The sequence below is a fragment of the Bacillus sp. FSL M8-0049 genome (genome assembly GCF_038593355.1).
Taxonomy (GTDB): domain Bacteria; phylum Bacillota; class Bacilli; order Bacillales; family Bacillaceae; genus Bacillus; species Bacillus safensis.
This window is the reverse complement of sequence record NZ_CP151986.1, coordinates 1,048,390-1,065,598: the sequence shown is the minus strand read 5'-3', so window position 1 is coordinate 1,065,598 and position 17,209 is coordinate 1,048,390. Positions and strand designations below refer to the sequence as shown.

Annotated in this window: 15 protein-coding genes; 3 read left to right on the top strand and 12 right to left on the bottom strand. The window is 42.3% G+C overall.

Annotated features, from left to right (window positions below; genetic code table 11):
• Positions 1-11: 11 nt before the first annotated feature.
• Genes NSU13_RS05355 through NSU13_RS05335 form a run of 5 tightly spaced genes read right to left on the bottom strand, consistent with a single transcriptional unit; the run spans position 12 to position 6,485 of the window.
• Positions 12-1,361: a lysine N(6)-hydroxylase/L-ornithine N(5)-oxygenase family protein gene (locus NSU13_RS05355; protein WP_061109654.1), complete on the bottom strand. Its 1,350-nt coding sequence runs from the start codon at positions 1,359-1,361 to the stop codon at positions 12-14.
• Entirely contained in the window at positions 1,336-1,890 is a 555-nt protein-coding gene (locus tag NSU13_RS05350; protein ID WP_024426511.1) for a GNAT family N-acetyltransferase, read from the bottom strand. Before NSU13_RS05350 ends, NSU13_RS05355 begins: the two co-directional genes overlap by 26 nt.
• Positions 1,887-3,668 carry an IucA/IucC family protein gene (locus tag NSU13_RS05345; protein WP_034282117.1) on the bottom strand — a complete coding sequence of 594 codons (1,782 nt, stop codon included), beginning with the start codon at positions 3,666-3,668 and terminating at the stop codon, positions 1,887-1,889. Before NSU13_RS05345 ends, NSU13_RS05350 begins: the two co-directional genes overlap by 4 nt.
• Entirely contained in the window at positions 3,665-5,152 is a 1,488-nt protein-coding gene (locus NSU13_RS05340; RefSeq protein WP_144496563.1) for an aspartate aminotransferase family protein, read from the bottom strand. Before NSU13_RS05340 ends, NSU13_RS05345 begins: the two co-directional genes overlap by 4 nt.
• Entirely contained in the window at positions 5,139-6,485 is a 1,347-nt protein-coding gene (locus tag NSU13_RS05335) for an aspartate aminotransferase family protein (RefSeq protein ID WP_034282119.1), read from the bottom strand. The genes NSU13_RS05340 and NSU13_RS05335 overlap by 14 nt, the downstream gene beginning before the upstream one ends.
• 384 nt (positions 6,486-6,869) lie before the next feature.
• On the opposite strand from NSU13_RS05335, the gene NSU13_RS05330 reads away from it, so the two are divergent.
• Positions 6,870-7,406 (top strand): serine acetyltransferase, encoded by a 537-nt coding sequence (locus NSU13_RS05330; protein WP_098676799.1) that lies wholly within the window; start codon positions 6,870-6,872, stop codon positions 7,404-7,406.
• Here NSU13_RS05330 and NSU13_RS05325 read toward each other — a convergent pair.
• From NSU13_RS05325 to NSU13_RS05315, 3 genes are all read right to left on the bottom strand, one after another.
• Complete coding sequence (locus NSU13_RS05325; RefSeq protein ID WP_034282121.1) at positions 7,401-7,658, bottom strand: hypothetical protein; 258 nt, start codon at positions 7,656-7,658, stop codon at positions 7,401-7,403. The two genes, NSU13_RS05330 and NSU13_RS05325, sit on opposite strands and share 6 nt — an antisense overlap.
• Before the next feature lie 95 nt (positions 7,659-7,753).
• Positions 7,754-8,320 (bottom strand): GNAT family protein, encoded by a 567-nt coding sequence (locus NSU13_RS05320; protein WP_305933612.1) that lies wholly within the window; start codon positions 8,318-8,320, stop codon positions 7,754-7,756.
• 14 nt (positions 8,321-8,334) lie between these two features.
• A complete protein-coding gene (locus NSU13_RS05315) occupies positions 8,335-9,201 on the bottom strand; it encodes an AraC family transcriptional regulator (RefSeq protein ID WP_065214208.1) in 867 nt (288 codons plus the stop codon).
• A gap of 113 nt (positions 9,202-9,314) precedes the next feature.
• Between NSU13_RS05315 and NSU13_RS05310 the strand changes: the two genes are divergently transcribed.
• Positions 9,315-10,691: an MATE family efflux transporter gene (locus tag NSU13_RS05310; RefSeq protein WP_034282125.1), complete on the top strand. Its 1,377-nt coding sequence runs from the start codon at positions 9,315-9,317 to the stop codon at positions 10,689-10,691.
• A 25-nt stretch (positions 10,692-10,716) separates the two neighbouring features.
• Here NSU13_RS05310 and NSU13_RS05305 read toward each other — a convergent pair whose 3' ends face one another.
• From NSU13_RS05305 to asnB, 4 genes are all read right to left on the bottom strand, one after another.
• Positions 10,717-11,556, bottom strand: coding sequence for a phytoene/squalene synthase family protein (locus NSU13_RS05305; protein WP_034282127.1), 840 nt, complete (start codon positions 11,554-11,556; stop codon positions 10,717-10,719).
• Positions 11,549-13,024 carry a phytoene desaturase family protein gene (gene crtI / locus NSU13_RS05300; RefSeq protein ID WP_268436399.1) on the bottom strand — a complete coding sequence of 492 codons (1,476 nt, stop codon included), beginning with the start codon at positions 13,022-13,024 and terminating at the stop codon, positions 11,549-11,551. Before crtI (NSU13_RS05300) ends, NSU13_RS05305 begins: the two co-directional genes overlap by 8 nt.
• Positions 13,021-14,538 (bottom strand): phytoene desaturase family protein, encoded by a 1,518-nt coding sequence (gene crtI / locus NSU13_RS05295; RefSeq protein ID WP_342489912.1) that lies wholly within the window; start codon positions 14,536-14,538, stop codon positions 13,021-13,023. Before crtI (NSU13_RS05295) ends, crtI (NSU13_RS05300) begins: the two co-directional genes overlap by 4 nt.
• Positions 14,539-14,685: 147 nt before the next feature.
• Positions 14,686-16,527: an asparagine synthase (glutamine-hydrolyzing) gene (gene asnB, locus NSU13_RS05290; RefSeq protein WP_041117075.1), complete on the bottom strand. Its 1,842-nt coding sequence runs from the start codon at positions 16,525-16,527 to the stop codon at positions 14,686-14,688.
• 154 nt (positions 16,528-16,681) lie between these two features.
• Between asnB and NSU13_RS05285 the strand changes: the two genes are divergently transcribed.
• Complete coding sequence (locus tag NSU13_RS05285; protein WP_041117073.1) at positions 16,682-17,209, top strand: DUF2777 family protein; 528 nt, start codon at positions 16,682-16,684, stop codon at positions 17,207-17,209.

The following is a 17,209-nucleotide window of genomic DNA, read 5'->3' as shown; positions in this document are numbered from 1 at the left end:
CTTCATCCTCCTTATCCTTTGATTTCTTCAAATGTGTGTGCGTTCTTGTGTGTACCAAATGTCTGGAAGACATGCTTTTGATAAAGTGGATACACGGTTTGACGAGCAAGTTCATTGATGATCACACTGTTTCGATAAGCCCCCAGCCCCAAATCTGGAGCGCCGACCCCATGTGTATGAAGCTCTGCATTTTGTACAAAAATATCATTTTCACCCATCGTATTTGTTTTCAAACGATATTCACGTTCAACTTGGAAACGTCCTTGATCATCCCATTGAATGTGATGAGAAATAGGGTTGATAAACGGCGGCAGAACGGATTGGTAGCCAGTCGCCAATACGACAATATCCGTTTCATGTGTAAAGGATTCTTCCTTGACCCATTGCGTGCATGAAAGTGATAATCTGCCTGTAGTTTCCTCAATCAGGTTAACCTCTGTCATGGCTTGAAGCACTGTGTTCAGCTGCTTTCCACAGGCGGAACGTTCATAAAGCAAATGATAAATATCACGAATCATCGCCGAACTGATACCTTTATACAGCAAGTCTTGCTGTTTTAATAACGCATCCTTTTTGGCTTGCGGAAGCTCATAAAAGAAATCAATATAGTCAGGGGAGAAATACTCAAGTCCAAGGTTTGAATATTCCATTGGGAAAAATCCTTTTGACCGTGTGAACCAGTGAATATCCTTCGCCTCATCATCTGATAAAATGTCATAAAACACTTCTGCCGCACTTTGACCAGAGCCGATAACTGTCACAGATTTCCCTTTGAAACAGCCTTCTTTCTTTCGTTTTAAATAGTCAGCTGAGTGAAAAACCTTCTCTCCTAAAGCTGGCTGGAGCGATGCGGGTATCGCCGGCTGCGTGCCAATTCCTAAGACGAGATGTTTGCTTTCAAACACCTCTACAGTTTGGTCCTTTACATGACGGACATGCACTTCATACCGCTTTTCCCCTGCCTTTTCGATCAGTGAGACAGATTCGACATTCATGCCGAATCGGCAAGAGTCTAACTGGTCAGCGACCCAGCGGCAATAATGACTGTATTCCTTGCGCGGGATATGGAAGTCTTCTAGAAAGTAAAATGAATACAAACGGTTTTGTTCCTGCAAATAGTTGAGGAAGCTATATTTGCTTTTCACATCTGCCATGCTGACAAGGTCCGCTAAAAATGGGACTTGCAGTGTTGTCCCTTCAATGAGCATCCCTGGGTGCCAGTGAAAGGCTTCACTTCTTTCAAAAAACAAAGCGTCGATTTCATTTACCTCTTCAGATAATGCGGCAAGCCCGAGGTTAAACGGGCCAATGCCGATCCCAATTACATCCACTATATTATTTTGCTTGTTGAACCGCGTCATGGTTATACTTCCTTTCGAATCGTTCTCGATCACAAAACATCAAAAGACCTGTTTTATCGGGTAAAGTGACTGGTTTCACACGTTCGAAGCCGCATTTTTCAAATACATGAATCATTTTTTCATTGCGAATATCCGGCTCAGCAACGATTTTTTCTGTTCGTTTGTTCTGCTCAAATTGAAATGCTGTCATTGCCTGAAGGAGCGGCGCAGCAAATCCTTTTCCCACATAATCCGGCTCCCCTATTAACAGGTGGATGCCTTGATCATGCGGAGAAGGCTCATAGTAGGATTCAATGATATCCCCTTTGACGTTGTAAGCCTCAAAATAACTCATTGGCGTCCCATCAATCGTGCCTAAATAAAGGGTTTGATGCGGATCATGTATGGCCTGATAAAAATGCTTTTCAAAAGCAGGAAATGGAATATTCAAATGCCAAAATGGGTGAACGTACTCTTCTTGCATCCACTTATGGACAAGCTGGACATCTCTTTCATATTCAGCACGAATAAACCTGATGCGATGCCTCATCCAATCAGCGCCTCCTTATGTAAAAAGAGCGGATTCAAGACAGCCGTGTAACGAGACTGTGTTTCCAGAGATCCTGTCAGCTCATCCATATCTTCAAATCGTGTCAGCAAATTCGCTTTTGAAGGAAGTTCTTTTGAGCGGAGAAGGCTGTTAGTCAGATCAGATGCTCCGTACGTCTCCTCATGAGCGAGCAATGTATCTCTCACGAGTGCCAGCAAATCTTCTTCCTTTGCTAGACCTTCTGTGCCAAAGCCATTAATGAGACCAAATAAATGATTAAAGAAGAAATAATAACGGAGTCTCTCAACGGCTACATCATCCGCACAAATGGTTTCACTTCTTACGCTCAAGTTTTGAACTAGATTTGCGAGCTTATCTTTTTTTGATTCACTATAATAGTAGCCTTGGTTGTCACGATAATAGAAAGTCTCTGGATAACCATCCTTCATTTGCACAACAGCATTTTGCTGATGGGCCTCGAGTGCAAGACCATACGTTTCAAACAGCCAGAGCATCGGTTTTAACGAAATGGTCAAATATTGTTTAAACCAATCTTGGCTGACCGCTTCTGTTGACCGGCCTTCTGAATCTGCAAGTTTATGAATAATTCCTGCTAATCTCGATTTTCCTCCGTACGCATGATCCTGACATAGCCCAGCAATTAAGCTTGCGCCTTTTTCACGATGCAAGAATGGATTTTGACGAATGACCACTTCAAAGCCAGATTCCGCTTCATCTCCTCGAATAGAGAGATATGCAGGATCTTCAATGACACGGAATCCAGAGAATTTTTCATATAAAGAAACGCCTAATTCTGTTTTTAAGATGCGGGACATCTCTACTCCTCGATCCAGTTCCTTTTGTTTATTGATACGTAAAGAGTTCGTAATTTTCACAGGAACAGAGAATTTGAGCATGTAAGCAGAATCCTTTTGATAGACCGTTCTAAAGGATGAGGTCGCTGTGTATTCAGACCCGAGCGGTCCTAAATAAGTCAGTTTCCCCTCCTCTATATAACGCTTCACGAATGCCTTCTCCATGACCACTTTGACTTGCAGCGGATGAATCGGAATGAGCACAAATTCTCCGTTTTCTGTTAACCTATTCAGTCTCTCTGTTTCTTCTGGCACCTGACGCGAAAGCTCTTCTAACATGAGGCTTGCCGCAGATTGTGAAATAGACGAATCCTGAAGCACAATCGAATGGTGCGCTTTAAAGTAATGAAGCTGGAAAGCTCCTTTCAGCTCAGGAGAATAGACGGCTTCCTCCTCTTCTGTCATCCCTTGTCTGCTTTTTGGTGTAGGATGTGTTAAATGTCCAAGGAGAAGTGACTGCTCAGCCTCGATGTACTCAAAATCAGCTTGAGATAAAGCAGCTTGATCACTTTCTCTCTCCCGTAAGAATCGTTCAATATTTCGGCAGCTTAAAATGATGCGCAGCATGAATTCATCCTCTGCATCAGTGCGGCCATATGCAATGAGGAGCTCCTTTGAACATAAAGCAACAAGTGTCGTGTAATCGACGATCGTTCCCTCTTTTTCGCTGCCACTTGGACGAAAGCGAATCGGAAAATCAAAGAGATGGCGGCCTACAGATGAAAAATATCGGATCGGAATCACAAGCTCAAGGTCTTGCTTTGCTAGTTTTGCCACGAATACAAGCGAACCATCTGCTTTCGTCTCTTTTTTTGCAGATCGATCGATTCCTGTTTCACGTAAAAAACAGTTTAAAAAGCTTTGCATAGTTGCATTTTCAGCCATTTGTTTATATTGACTCAACGTAGTACCCTCCCGGATTGAATATGAGCGATCCCGATATCAACGATGTCAGAAAGGATTTCCTCAATATGTGTGATTGTCGTTCTCGGATTTAACAAAGTGAATTTTAAGCATGTTTGACCATCCACCACTGTTTTCGCAATGACAGCAGTTCCTGATTTGAATAACGTTCGATGGATGATTTTATTGATGTCATCCGCCCCCTTAAATCGAAACACAACTGCATTGATTTCTGGCTCAGGATTGATCAGGTCAAGGTGATCATTGCTCTCAATAAGCGCGGCCACATCCTTTGCAAAATCAATGGTATGGTCAATGATGTCACCAAATCCTTCCTCCCCAATCAGACGAAGAGAAAGAAGCAATTTCAGAGCGTCAAACCGGCGCGTCGTTTGCACAGATTTATGGACAAGATGTAGTATTCCATCCAGTTCATCTTCCTTTGGGTTGAGATAATCTGCATGATAATGAATCAAACCAAAATGTCTTTTATCCTTTAGCAAAAATGCTCCGCAGGAGATCGGCTGATAAAATTGTTTATGAAAGTCAATCGTGATGGAATCAGCAAGTTCAATACCGTCTAATTTATTCCCGTAGGTTTCGCTTAATACAAGCGCTCCGCCGTAGGCAGCATCTGCGTGAATCCATAGACCGTATGGCTTGACGATGTCATACACATCTCGAACTGGGTCAATACTGCCAAAATCAGTTGTCCCGCAAGTCGCCACTACCGCAAAAGGCAGGAGATCTTGTTCCTTTAATTCAATAAGTTTCTTCTTCAAATCGTTGAGGTCCATGCGGTGATGCTCATCTGTCTCTACCAGAACAACTGCCTGCTCCCCTAAGCCTAGCTGGGATGCAGATTTCTTCACAGTGAAATGAGCATTCTTAGAACAAAGAATTCTCATGCGGTGAGCCTCACTCGGCAAGCCTTTCTGCTGAACATTCCATTGCCATGTGTTTTCACAAAATGCATCTCTTGCAAGAAGCAGTCCCATGTAGTTAGATTGGGTGCCACCGCTCGTAAATGTCCCATCTGCTAGATTTCCATAAGAAAACTTCGCACATAGCCACTTTAAAATTTCCTCCTCAACCAAAGATGCAATACCGCTTTGATCGAAAGAATCCATTGATTGGTTAAAGGAGCTCACTATCACCTCTGCGGCAAGTGCAGGAATAAGCGGCGGACAATGCAAATGTGCCAAGCATTTAGGATGCGATACATCAACGAGATGCGGCAAAAGGTGCTGCTGTATATCTTGAAAGACAGATTCCATTGATTCGCCAGACGGTTGAAGCTGAAATAAGGATTCGACACTAGCCGCTAATTTCCCAGGCAATATTCCGCTGTATGGACCTTGGTCTTTTTGCCACTGATCCAGTAAGCTGTCGATAGATGTATGAAGAGCCGCTCGGAAGGACTCTCTTCCAAGCTGGCTTTGATTGATAAATAATGAATCCACAGAAGCTTTAGTTGATTGCATCGTAAACGGCCTCTTTGAAAATAGCGATGACTTGTTCAAGCTGTTCTTCTGTCATGATCAATGGCGGTAAGAATCGAATGACGCTACCGAAACGGCCTCCTGTCTCTACAATTAAGCCTTTGTCGAAGCAATTCTTTTGAATGAGACTGGCTAGCTCAGGATTTGCTGGATAACTTCCATCCACATCCTGCTTTTCATTTGGATTGACTATTTCAGCACCAATCATTAATCCTCTTCCTCGAACATCACCGATAGCAGGTACATTTTTTTGTATGTCTTTTAAATAAGCCTGCATGCGATCCCCTAGCTGGTCTACATGATCAAGCAGATTGGTTTCTTTTATAAATTTAAGCGTAGCGGTTCCTGCAGCCATCGCCATCTGATTCCCTCTAAATGTGCCAATGTGTGCACCTGGATTCCATTGATCCAAATCTTGATCATAAATCACAACTGAAAGCGGCAGGCTTCCACCAATGGCTTTAGATAATACAATAACGTCTGGCACAATTCCCGCATGTTCAAAGGCAAACATCTTGCCTGTTCGGCCAATGCCTGATTGAACCTCATCGATAATGAGCGGAATGCCTTTTTCTTTTGTGATTCTTCTCATTTCTTTTATCCATTCAATAGATGCTGGAATTGAACCTCCCTCACCTTGCACTGCTTCAAAGATCATACCTGCTGGCGGTAGAATACCACTTTCAGGATCATTTAATACACGCTCAATATAAGAGCTGGAAATGCGGTGTGAATCTTTCCCGCCAATGCCAAATGGGCAGCGATATTCATATGGATAAGGCATGAAATGCACATCTGGAATTAACCCTTGCACTCTTTCCTTTGGAGACAAATTTCCGCTTAATGACATCGTGCCATGTGTCGCACCGTGATAAGCACCGTGGAAAGAAAGAATGGAACGATTTCCTGTCGCTGTCTTGACTAATTTAATCGCAGCTTCTATGGCATCACCGCCAGTTGGTCCACAAAATTGAATTTTTGCTCTCTTTGCAAACTCTTCTGGCAGGTGAGAAAAAATTTCATTCACAAACTCTTCTTTAATTTCTGAGGTTATGTCCAACGTATGCAATGGTCTTTTTTCATGAAGCATACGTTCAATAGCTTCTATAACAACCGGATGATTGTGACCAAGTGCAAGTGTTCCTGCGCCTGCCAGACAGTCATAAAACTCTCTGCCATCTGCATCTGTCACGATCATACCCTCGGCTTTTTGCATGGCTAACGGGAACCGTCTCGGGTAAGACCTTGCATTAGATTCTCTTTGACTTTGCTGCTCTAAAAATTGCTGATTTTTAGAAACGGTTTTGATGGACATAATAAAACACTCCTCCAATTGATAAAGATTATCATTTTCATTTATTAGCCTAGAGGATGTGAGATAGGAAAGTCAATTGTATTCAAAAAGATGATTCAAAAAGCACATGAATGCAATATTCTCTTTTTAATGAGTATTTTCGAGTAATTTTTACAAACCTTACTGCTATAAGGAGATGGAACGCATGAGACGGTTTGATATTGAAAAAAATTACAAATCATTCTTCCTGGTTCTTTTGTTCTACTCAACTCAAAGCGCTTATTTTATGAAGAAATTTGGATGAAATGAAGGTAGAAAATTGAAGAAGTAACATCATTTTTTCTTGATATAAATGGTTTGGATGGTATAATTTCTCTGAAACATAAAGGGATGGAGGGGAATTTGATGATTTTTACAAAGCACGATCTTCACCATTACTTAACGCAGGATAAGAAAGCATTAGCGATCACGCGCAGAAGACCAAAGTGGTTTGGGGACGATATATGGAAATATCAAAGGTATTTGCGAAAATATGAGTACTATTCTAATAGCGGCGCTCTACTGCGCAAATGGTTTTATCGCTATTTACATAAAAAGAAAGGCATGCAGCTTGGCTTTGATATTCCGATTGGCGTCTTTGGCCCCGGCCTTAGAATCAATCATAGTGGTCTCTTAATTGTGAATAAGCACGCAAAAATTGGGGCATTTTGTGATATTCATCAAGGGGTGAATATTGGCCAAAACCATTCCGAAAAGGATGTACCAACCATTGGAGATCACGTATGGGTTGGCCCCGGTGCTAAGCTGTTTGGAGACATTTACATTGCAAATCATATTTCAATCGGAGCAAATGCCGTGGTGAATCGTTCCTTTCATGAAGAGCAGATCGTCATTGCTGGTGTACCGGCTCAAAAGGTAAAAGAAAAAGGCCCTTCTTCATGAAGGCGCCTGATAAAAAAGAATAACACCGATCAAAACAGAGATGAGCAGCATGAGATAAAACAAGATGGTTAAAATCAAGATCGTCCAGCCCAGCCCCTTCCTCTCTGTCTTGATCAAATAAATACCAAGTACGATGGTGCTAAATAGCACGCCTAAAACAGCCCACAGCCATTTGTCTTTGTTATGTTTTGGCGCATCAAACCATAAATAGATGGCAACAGCAAGTGAAACGAATAGACCCGTTAATCTCATATTTAAATTCCCCCTTATGTAAAAAAACACATTTTCTATTATTCGCTTGAAAAACCGATTTTTTTCAGTTTATTCAAACATACAATACTTTTGTCCTAAAATATTTTATCATTGTTCCGCGGAAGGCTTCTCCATTCTTCTCTCAACATTCCGTAGCGCATTGAATCATAATAAACCCCTTGATAATAACGGACCTTTCTCAGTCTCCCCTCAAGGATAAATCCGCAATTCTCTGCGCACCGCATCATCCGTTCATTACCTGACCAAGTTGTTAAACCAATTCGAGGGATATCAATATGCGTAAATAACACATCAATCCAAAGATTTAATGCCTTTGTCCCAATACCCCCGCTCCAAAAGCGTGAATCATAAATGATAATGCCGCATTCAAGCCACCTCGTACGTTCATTCTCCCAATAATATGATACGGTGCCTTTGATATCACCATCTATTACAATGCCATATAGCTTTTGGGGAATGGATTCTTCCTGTAAGTACCGTTTCTTAAATGCAGCAAGCGGGATTTCGTGTTCATAAAAATAAGGGGCATTCCATTTTCGATAGGACTGGTCTGATGCTTTAAATTTTAAATGCCACACCGTCTCTAAGTCCGTTTCGGTTAATGGACGTATGTTCACAAGCTCTTCCTTTTCTTTTTTCATCTGTTCACGTTCCTTTACTTTGTCGTTCTTTTTGCTAAATGACGGTATTCAATCGGCGTCATGCCTTCATTTTGCCGAAACAGCTTAGAAAAATAAGTAGGGTCGTCAATACCTACATGATCTGCAATGGCAGCGATTTTTTCATTCGTTGAGGCCAGCATGCTTTTGGCTTTTTCGATTTTGAGACGATGGCTGTACTGGTTTGGCGTCAATCCATACACCGTCTGCATACATCTTGTCATGTAATCAGGATGATAGTGCAGTTTCTCTGCAAGCTGCTCCATGTGTAATTTCTCCATAAAATGATGCTCAAGATAGTGAACCACTTCTGATGCGACAGTCTCCTTTGCACTCGGAATATGGAATGCTTCCTTTTGCAGGTGAATGAGCATTTCCTCAAATAATAGCTGTTTTTTCAGCGGAAGTTCAGATGCATCATGATTTAGTGCTCTCATCGCTGAAAGGTGTTTTTTTAACACACTTCGCCCTTTCACTTTTCCTAAACGGGGCAGACTAAATTCATAGGTTGCCGGCTTTTCGAAGGTCGCTTGATTTTGTTTCATATCAATCCAGTGTTCTCTCGGCCGGTTCGTCAGCTCAAATCGGTCAATTGAGAAATGCAGCCACTCATAGTGGGTTTCCTCTTCACACGGCAGATGTCCACCATGAGACAGGCCCGGTGAGAGAATCATATATTCACCTTCTTTTACATGAAAAGCCTCCTCGCCCTCTGTCATCCATAGTTCACCTTTTGTGATATAGAGAAGATCAAATACAGTGAAGGTTCTTGAGATATGTCTTTCTCCTTGATGAAATACACCTTTACCTGAAGCAATATAAATAGGAAACGGCGGTACAGTAAATGTAATAAATCGATCCATATTCATCCCCTTATGAAGTCGGATTTCTCCAATAAGTTTCGGTTTCATCTCTTCTTATTATAGTCGATGCACGGTACACTATAAATCGGATTTATACGAAAGGGGGCTATGTGATGAAATCTCAAACCCTGTCATATGAAAAGGTTCAAGCCAAAGATGAGAAAACACACCCTTCATTATTTGCATTAACTTGGCCTATTTTTATCGAAATCTCTTTATATATGCTCATGGGGAGCGCTGATACACTTATGCTCAGCCAATACTCCGATAACAGTGTGGCCGCAGTAGGTGTAAGCAACCAGCTCCTGAATTTATTAATTGTCATGTTCAGCTTCATTACAACAGGAACGACCATTGTGATTGCGCAGCTTTTAGGAGCTGACCGCAAGCAGGAAGCGACTCAAGTCGCCTATGTCTCACTAGGAACCAACTTCTTGATCAGCTTTGTCATTAGTCTCCTCATGTTTGTGTTAGCTGTTCCAATCCTGCACATGATGGGCTTATCAAGTGAACTCATGCCGGATGCGGCGGTCTTTTTACAAATTGTCGGCCTGCTTTCTTTTATTCAAGCACTCATTATGACGTATAGTGCTATTTTAAAAAGCTACGGATATACAAGAGACACGATGTATGTCACCATCGGAATGAATTTGCTCAACGTTGCCGGCAATTATTTGGTCATTTTTGGTCCGTTTGGCTTTCCTGTATTAGGTGTCATGGGTGTTGCCTTTTCAACCTCGCTGGCTCGTTTGATCGGATTGATGGCGATGATCCTCATTGTCCGCCGCCGAATTGGATTGCGCTTTTCACTGAAGAGTATGTTTCACATCCAGCGGACGCATTTAAAAAAGCTGCTGAAAATTGGCATTCCTTCTGCTGGAGAGCAGCTTTCTTATAACGGCTCTCAAATGATTATTACACTGTTTATTACATTTATGGGGACGCAGGCTTTAGCCGCAAAGGTCTACACTCAAAATTTGATGATGTTTATTATGTTGTTTGGTGCAGCGATTAGCCAAGGGACACAGATTTTAATCGGGCGCCATATTGGAGCGAAAGAATTTGATGCTGCCTACCGCAGATGTATGAAAAGCTTATACTGGGCCATTGGGATCTCTCTTCTTTCTTCCACTGCTTTATCTTTATCATCGACGCATTTGCTTACCTTTTTCACTAGCAATCGTGAAATCATTGAAATCGCCGCCACACTTCTCCTATTGACGATCATTTTAGAGCCGGGACGCTCTTTTAATATGGTCATTATTAATTCATTGCGGGCTGCTGGTGACGCGAAGTTTCCAGTGTATATGGCGATGATTTCAATGTGGGGAATTGGGCTTCCGATCGCTTATTTGTTAGGCATTCAGTTTGAAATGGGGCTCATCGGGGTTTGGATTTCTTTTATTGTGGATGAATGGGTAAGAGGTATCTTCATGTATAGGCGCTGGCGTTCCAGAGTATGGACGGAGTATCGTTTTTCTTCCACATAAAAAGGACTGCGGGTGCAGTCCTTTTTTACGTAATATCTTCTAAAATAAGTGCTTTTTCCTGTTTTGAAATAAATGCTCGCTCTGTAAAGACGCGGTATTCGTTTTCTCTTGTTTTATCTAAAATGGCTTTATAAAAGTAGGCTGCTGCTTTCACCGGTATTCGTGAATAGAGCGGGAATTCATGAAGATGGTCAAAAAACTCCTCGTAGTATGCCTCTGCCTCAAAGGCAATGTACTCCCAGACGTGCTGGAAGGCTTGATTCACAATCCCTTCCTGCAATTCTTGCTCTGTGTACCCGAATTGATCCATCACTTGCTTTGGCAAATAAATGCGGTCTCTTTCAGCCTGATCTTCGCCGATATCTCGAAGGATGTTGGTTAGCTGCATAGCAATCCCTAACGAAATGGCTGCTTCTTTTAGCTGCTCTTTTTTACGCGGTGCAATAATGGGAAGGAGCATAAGCCCAACTGTACTAGCAACATGATAGGAATAGATGAGCAGTTCATCCAACGTTTCGTATCGCTGCTGCTCTAAATCCATCTCCTGTCCTTGGAGCAGGTCACGGAACGGGGCTTCATCCATCCGAAACTCTTGAAATGTATGCTCTAGCGCCACCCATATTGGATCATTCCGGTCTACCTCACCTTGTAAAAATCGATCAAACGTCTCCCGAAAGGATGCAAGGTCCTCTTTTGGCGAAGGGGATTCATCTACAATGTCATCTGCTCTACGGCAAAAGGAATATACGGCCCAGACGGCCTGTCTTTTCTTTTTAGGTAGCATGGAAAAGGCCCGGTAAAACGTTTTTGAATGGGTTTGAATGGTTTCCTCACACACTTTTAATGCTGTTTGTACATCAACCACTTAGCTTCACTTCCTTTCTATCATTCAAATCTTTTAGTAGTACAGAAGCCATAAGCTTCGCACTTTGCATCACGATCGGCACCCCGCCACCCGGATGGATGGAAGCACCTGCCGCATAAAGATTATCTGTCTCACTGACCTTCACTTGCGGGCGGAAGACACCTGATTGAAACAAATTAGGCGCAAGTCCAAAGCTGCCGCCTTCAAACAATCCTTCTCGCAAGGAATCATTTGGTGTTCTGACCTTTTTCCAGACAATCGACTCTCGCAATCTCGGAAAGCCTCTTTTCTCAAGGACATCCACCATCTTCTCGACAAACTCTGTCTCCTCTTCCCAGTTGATATGATCTCCTGAAGGAACGGGAACGAGCATGTATAGAACACTGCAGCCTTCTGGGGCAAGAGATGGATCAATGATCGATGGATTAAATGTATAAAACGACGGGTCTTGAGGAATCGTTTTCGTTTGAAAAACTTCTTTCATATGCTGATCAAAGTGTTCTCCCATAAAAAATTGATGAACAGGTGCTTCATGATACATCTTGTTTAACCCGAGATACAACATCACGCAGCCAGAGGACGGCACGTATTTCCGGCGATCTTGTTCGTCTAAACCAAGCTGCTTTAACGCAGCTGGATAATCTCCATTGATCACAAATGCATCAGCGGTTTCATATTCATCATTTACTTTTGCTTTGACTGCCCGTTTCCCCTCAAACACCAATTGCGTGACTTCTTCATTTTTTCTTACATGCACACCCATTTTGATGAGCTGCCCTTCCAATATATCTACTAAACTCGCATAGCCGCCTTTTAAATAGTAGATTCCATGCGCGTGCTCACTATAGGACACAAGCGAATAAATAGCCGATGCTTCATACGGGTTTCCCCCAACATAGAGGGTTTGAAGTGCGTATGCATCTCGCAGGCGTTCGTCTGAGAAATATTTTTTCAGAGCACTTTGTACCGTTCGATACGCCTTTAATTTCATTAAAATCTTCATATTCGCTTTTGTAAAAAATGTACGTTTTTCGTGAAATGATTTTTCTAGAAAGGCTTGCTGCCCTTCTTGAAACCGGTCTGTCATTTCTTCCATAAACCTCAGGAACCCTTGATCTTCCTTTGGAAATACACGTCTGATTTCATCTAGCTGACGAAGTGCATCAGAGTATTTCGTATAGGAGGTTCCATCTTGATACTGAATTGTGTACAGCGGATCAAGCTGCAGCAGATCAAGAGATGAATCGTCAATTCCTACCTCATGTAAAATGCCTTTTAACATGTCAGGAAGTAGGACAATGGTCGGACCTTCATCTACTTTATATCCTTTCTCACGTACAAAAGCAAGTCTCCCGCCAAGCCGTTCATTTTTTTCGACAAGGGTGACATCATGTCCCGCTTTTTTTAAATAAAGCGCTGAGATCATTCCGCCAATACCGCCGCCTGCAATTAATATATGTTTTTTCATGAGGCGCTCCCCTTTTCTTGATGCGGCATTGTTTTGTGTGAATGTTTCTCTTTTTTAAGAATGGCATTTGTCGTGATACGTGCTGATTCTAAAATGGTTGGCAGTCCGCTTCCTGGATGTGTTCCTCCTCCAACGAGCCAGCAGTGCTTTAATTCATCAAATTCATTGTGCGGCCTTAGGACCATCATCTGCGTCAGCTGGTGGCCGAGGTTAAATGTAGCTCCTTCATATACGTAAAGGTCTTCCTCCCATTGCTTCGGTGTGATCATCCGCTCGACTTCTATATGCTGTCTCACATTCTGAAAGCCTGTTTTCCGCTCCAATGTATCTAGCACAAGCTCTCTAAATTCATCTTGATGCGCCCCCCAATCAATACCGCTTTGGTTATTGGCAACTGGAGCCAGCACATAAAGAGCTGATTTTCCTTTTGGAGCAAGTGAGTCATCGGTTACACTTGCATTTTGAATATAAATAGACGGGTCATCTGGCAGCTCATATGTTTTCGTAATGCCTTTGACAAATCTAGCATAATCATCGGAAAAAACGATGGTATGATGCGGCTCATCATATATGGTATCCAGTCCTAAATAAAGCATAAAGGTAGAGCAAGAGAATTTTTTCTTTTTTAATTTCTTCTCGCTGTATTTCTTTAAGAGTCCTGGCTCGACAATCTTTGTCATCACATGTGCAAAGTCTCCATTGACGACAACCTCATCTGCTTGTATTTCTTCCCCAGATTCTAAACGAATGCCTTTTACTTTCCTTCCCTCCGTGAGCAGCTTTTCGACGCCGGCTGACAGATGAATCTCTGCTCCAGCTTCAAGCGCGGCCTTTGCCATCGCTTCTGACAGCTGATTGACACCGCCCTTCGGATGAAATACACCTGTGTCATGTTCCATAAACGAAAGGATCGAGAACGCACCAGGGCATTCCCACGGGGACATTCCTAAGTACTTTGATTGAAATGTAAAAGCATATTTCACTGATTCATTCGAAAAATAGTCTGACAGCACATCATACAAACTTTTATTTAGTGAAAGCTGTGGAAGTGCTTTGATCACCTTCGGACGAAGGTAATGATGAAAGCGGTCCATTTTACTTTGTAGAATTGGTGTCAAACGATCCATTTTGCGCTTTGTATCCTTCATAAATCTTAGATACCCTTCGCCCTCACCAGGTGCAAAGGCTTCTAATCGTTTGTACATTTCATCGCGATCCCGAATCATATCGAGCTGATTGTTTTGAAATATTAATCTATACATCTCTTTTAATTCAATCACATCAATATAGTCATAAAGATTTTTACCAGCAAAGGTGAACAGCTCCTCTGCAATATGAATCATGCTGAGAAAGGTAGGACCTGTATCAAACGTGAAATCACCAAGTTGAAACTTAGCATTACGCCCGCCAACAAAGGGCTGTTTTTCGTATACATGAACATCTTGTCCTTTGCTTTGAAGCATCATAGCTGCTGCAAGGCCCCCTGGTCCCGCTCCGATCACAATGATTTTCATTATCCTTTTTCCTCCAAATTAATTCACTTTAAGTTAATTATACAAATTAGAAAGATTAGATCAACTTTTGATGTGCTCAAAAAGTCTCATGTTATGTATCAAAAAAGCCGGCTTCCTTTCAACAAGTGCAAGAAAGCCGACCCTTTATTACGCTTCTATATCAATTCGATACGTTTCAAACCAATGATGAATCTGTGCAAGATGGGCAATCAACTGCGGGCCCTTCATGAGCTGGCCATACCATGGCACATGAAAAGAAGCTCCTTCCGTTTCAATCAGCTGCTTTAATTGATGTGGGTCTAAAAATTCGTGAAGTACAGAGTCTTTTTGCGCGAGGCAGTCTGTTAGCATCTCTTTCACAGCCTGAGTATAGGCTGGATGATGTGTTTTCGGATAAGGACTCTTCTTTCGATAAAGCACTTCATTCGGTAAAATTCCCTCTAATGCTTTTCGTAAAACCCCTTTTTCACGATTTCCATGCATTTTCATTTCCCAAGGAATATTCCACACATATTCGACAAGACGATGATCTGCAAATGGCACACGTACCTCAAGACTAGCCCCCATACTCATTCGATCTTTTCGATCAAGCAGTGTTGTCATAAACCAGATCATATTTAAGTAAAAAAGTTCTCTACGGGCTTTATCAACGCCAGTTTCTCCATCTAAAAGAGGCGTTTCTGCCACCGTTTCTTCATATTTGCTTTGCGCGTATTCCTTAAGTGACAGCTTTTTTTGCCACGAGTCTTGCAGGAGCTGAGTTCTCGCTTCAGTCGATCTCATCCACGGAAAACCATTCGTTTCATTTTCCATATGGAACCAAGGGTAGCCGCCAAAGATTTCATCAGCACATTCACCTGACAAGCCAACAACGAAGTCCTTTTTAATTTCTCGGCAAAACCAAAGCAAGGAAGAATCAATATCTGCCATACCCGGTAAGTCTCGAACCTCAACGGCTTCCTTCAAATAGGAAGCGAGCTCTTTTTGTCCAATGATACAGCTGTGATGATTCGTTTGAAACGCTTTTGTCATTTGATCAATCCATGGGCCGTCAGCATTCGGCTGGAATTGATTTGCCTCAAAGAATTGATCGTTTCCTTCGTAGTCAATGGAATACGTATGAAGCGGTGCTTCCCCTATTTTCTCAAAGTGCTTAGCGGCAATGGCAGTAATGGCACTAGAATCGACGCCCCCAGATAAAAATGTACATACAGGCACATCAGAGACGAGCTGTCTTGTCACGGCATCTGTAAAGAGATGCTTAATGTGCTGTGCGGTGTCATCAAGTGAGTCGGTATGCTCCTTGCTTTTGACATTCCAATATCTCCACACGCGCAGTCCGTCTTTTGAAAAGGTCAAGGCATGTGCAGGTCTCAGCTCTTTTATCCCTTTAAACACTCCTTGACCTGGTGTTCTTGACGGTCCTAAGCCAAAGATCTCCGACAGCCCTTCATAATCGACTTTTGCTTTGATATCAGGATGAGCAAGAAGTGCTTTGATCTCTGAACCAAATAAGAAGGAATGATGACGTTCTGTATAGAAAAATGGCTTGACGCCTAGCCGGTCTCTCCCTGCAAATAACAATTCACGCTCACTATCCCAGATCACAAATGCAAAAATGCCATTAAAATGGGAGACACACTCTTCCTTCCATTCTGTATAGGCATGAAGAAGAACTTCTGTATCAGAATGCCCAAGAAAGCGGTGCCCCCTTTTTAATAATTCTTTTCTTATATCCTCCGTGTTATAGAGCTCTCCATTGTATACAATCGTATAAGCATGGTTTTGATGTGTATATGTCATCGGCTGCTTTCCGCCTTCTACATCTACCACCGCTAACCTTTTATGCCCGAAAAGAACGTGCTCACTTTTCCACGTATTTGTATCATCTGGCCCTCTTTTAGATAACGTATCTGTCATTTGATTGATTACATGATCCTGTTGGATGAGCTGCTTTTTAAAGTCTGCCCAGCCTGTAATTCCACACATCATCATCAGCTCCCATCCGTTTTTCCTCAAGTGTTCTCATTCAGCCTTTCTTAGTTTATGCATCGTTTCCTTGATAGTTGATTTGTCCTTTTTTCCCGGCGTATAGGACAAGCTTGATTTGGTAAGAAAAGAAAGAAGAAAGGAGCTTTTGCAAATGGAAAATCGAATGAAGCAGCTTGAACGCTGCAGCCGAAGATGGTGTAACGGGTATTTGCTCATTGAAAACGGGCATTGTCTGATTGAAGATGAAGAAGGAGAGATCATGCTGCCAGAAAGTCTTCAAAGCACAATGATCTGTTTGAAGGAAAATGACCAATGGACAAAAGGGGAATTGCTCGGTTCTATGATTCTTCATGAAAACGGGCAACTAATAGAAGTACAGGGAGGAGAAAACATTCAATATACGGCGTCCCTTGCCAAAGGATGGCTTGATCTTCTCATGTTCGTACCGGAAAACGTTTTTGATCACATCCTTGAACAGGTAGAGCAGCTTGGTTTTTCCGTCTATGATTGTGTCTTCTCCTCCTTTTATTCAATGCAGCGCGTCTCTTTCTTTCAGTTTTCGACAGATACGCAATCACTTGCACTTCAATGTCACTATGAGCCTGCAGCCAGCCACATTCGTTTTGAATGGACCACTTCAGACGGACAACGGATCGTTTCACAATTTGATGCCACATAA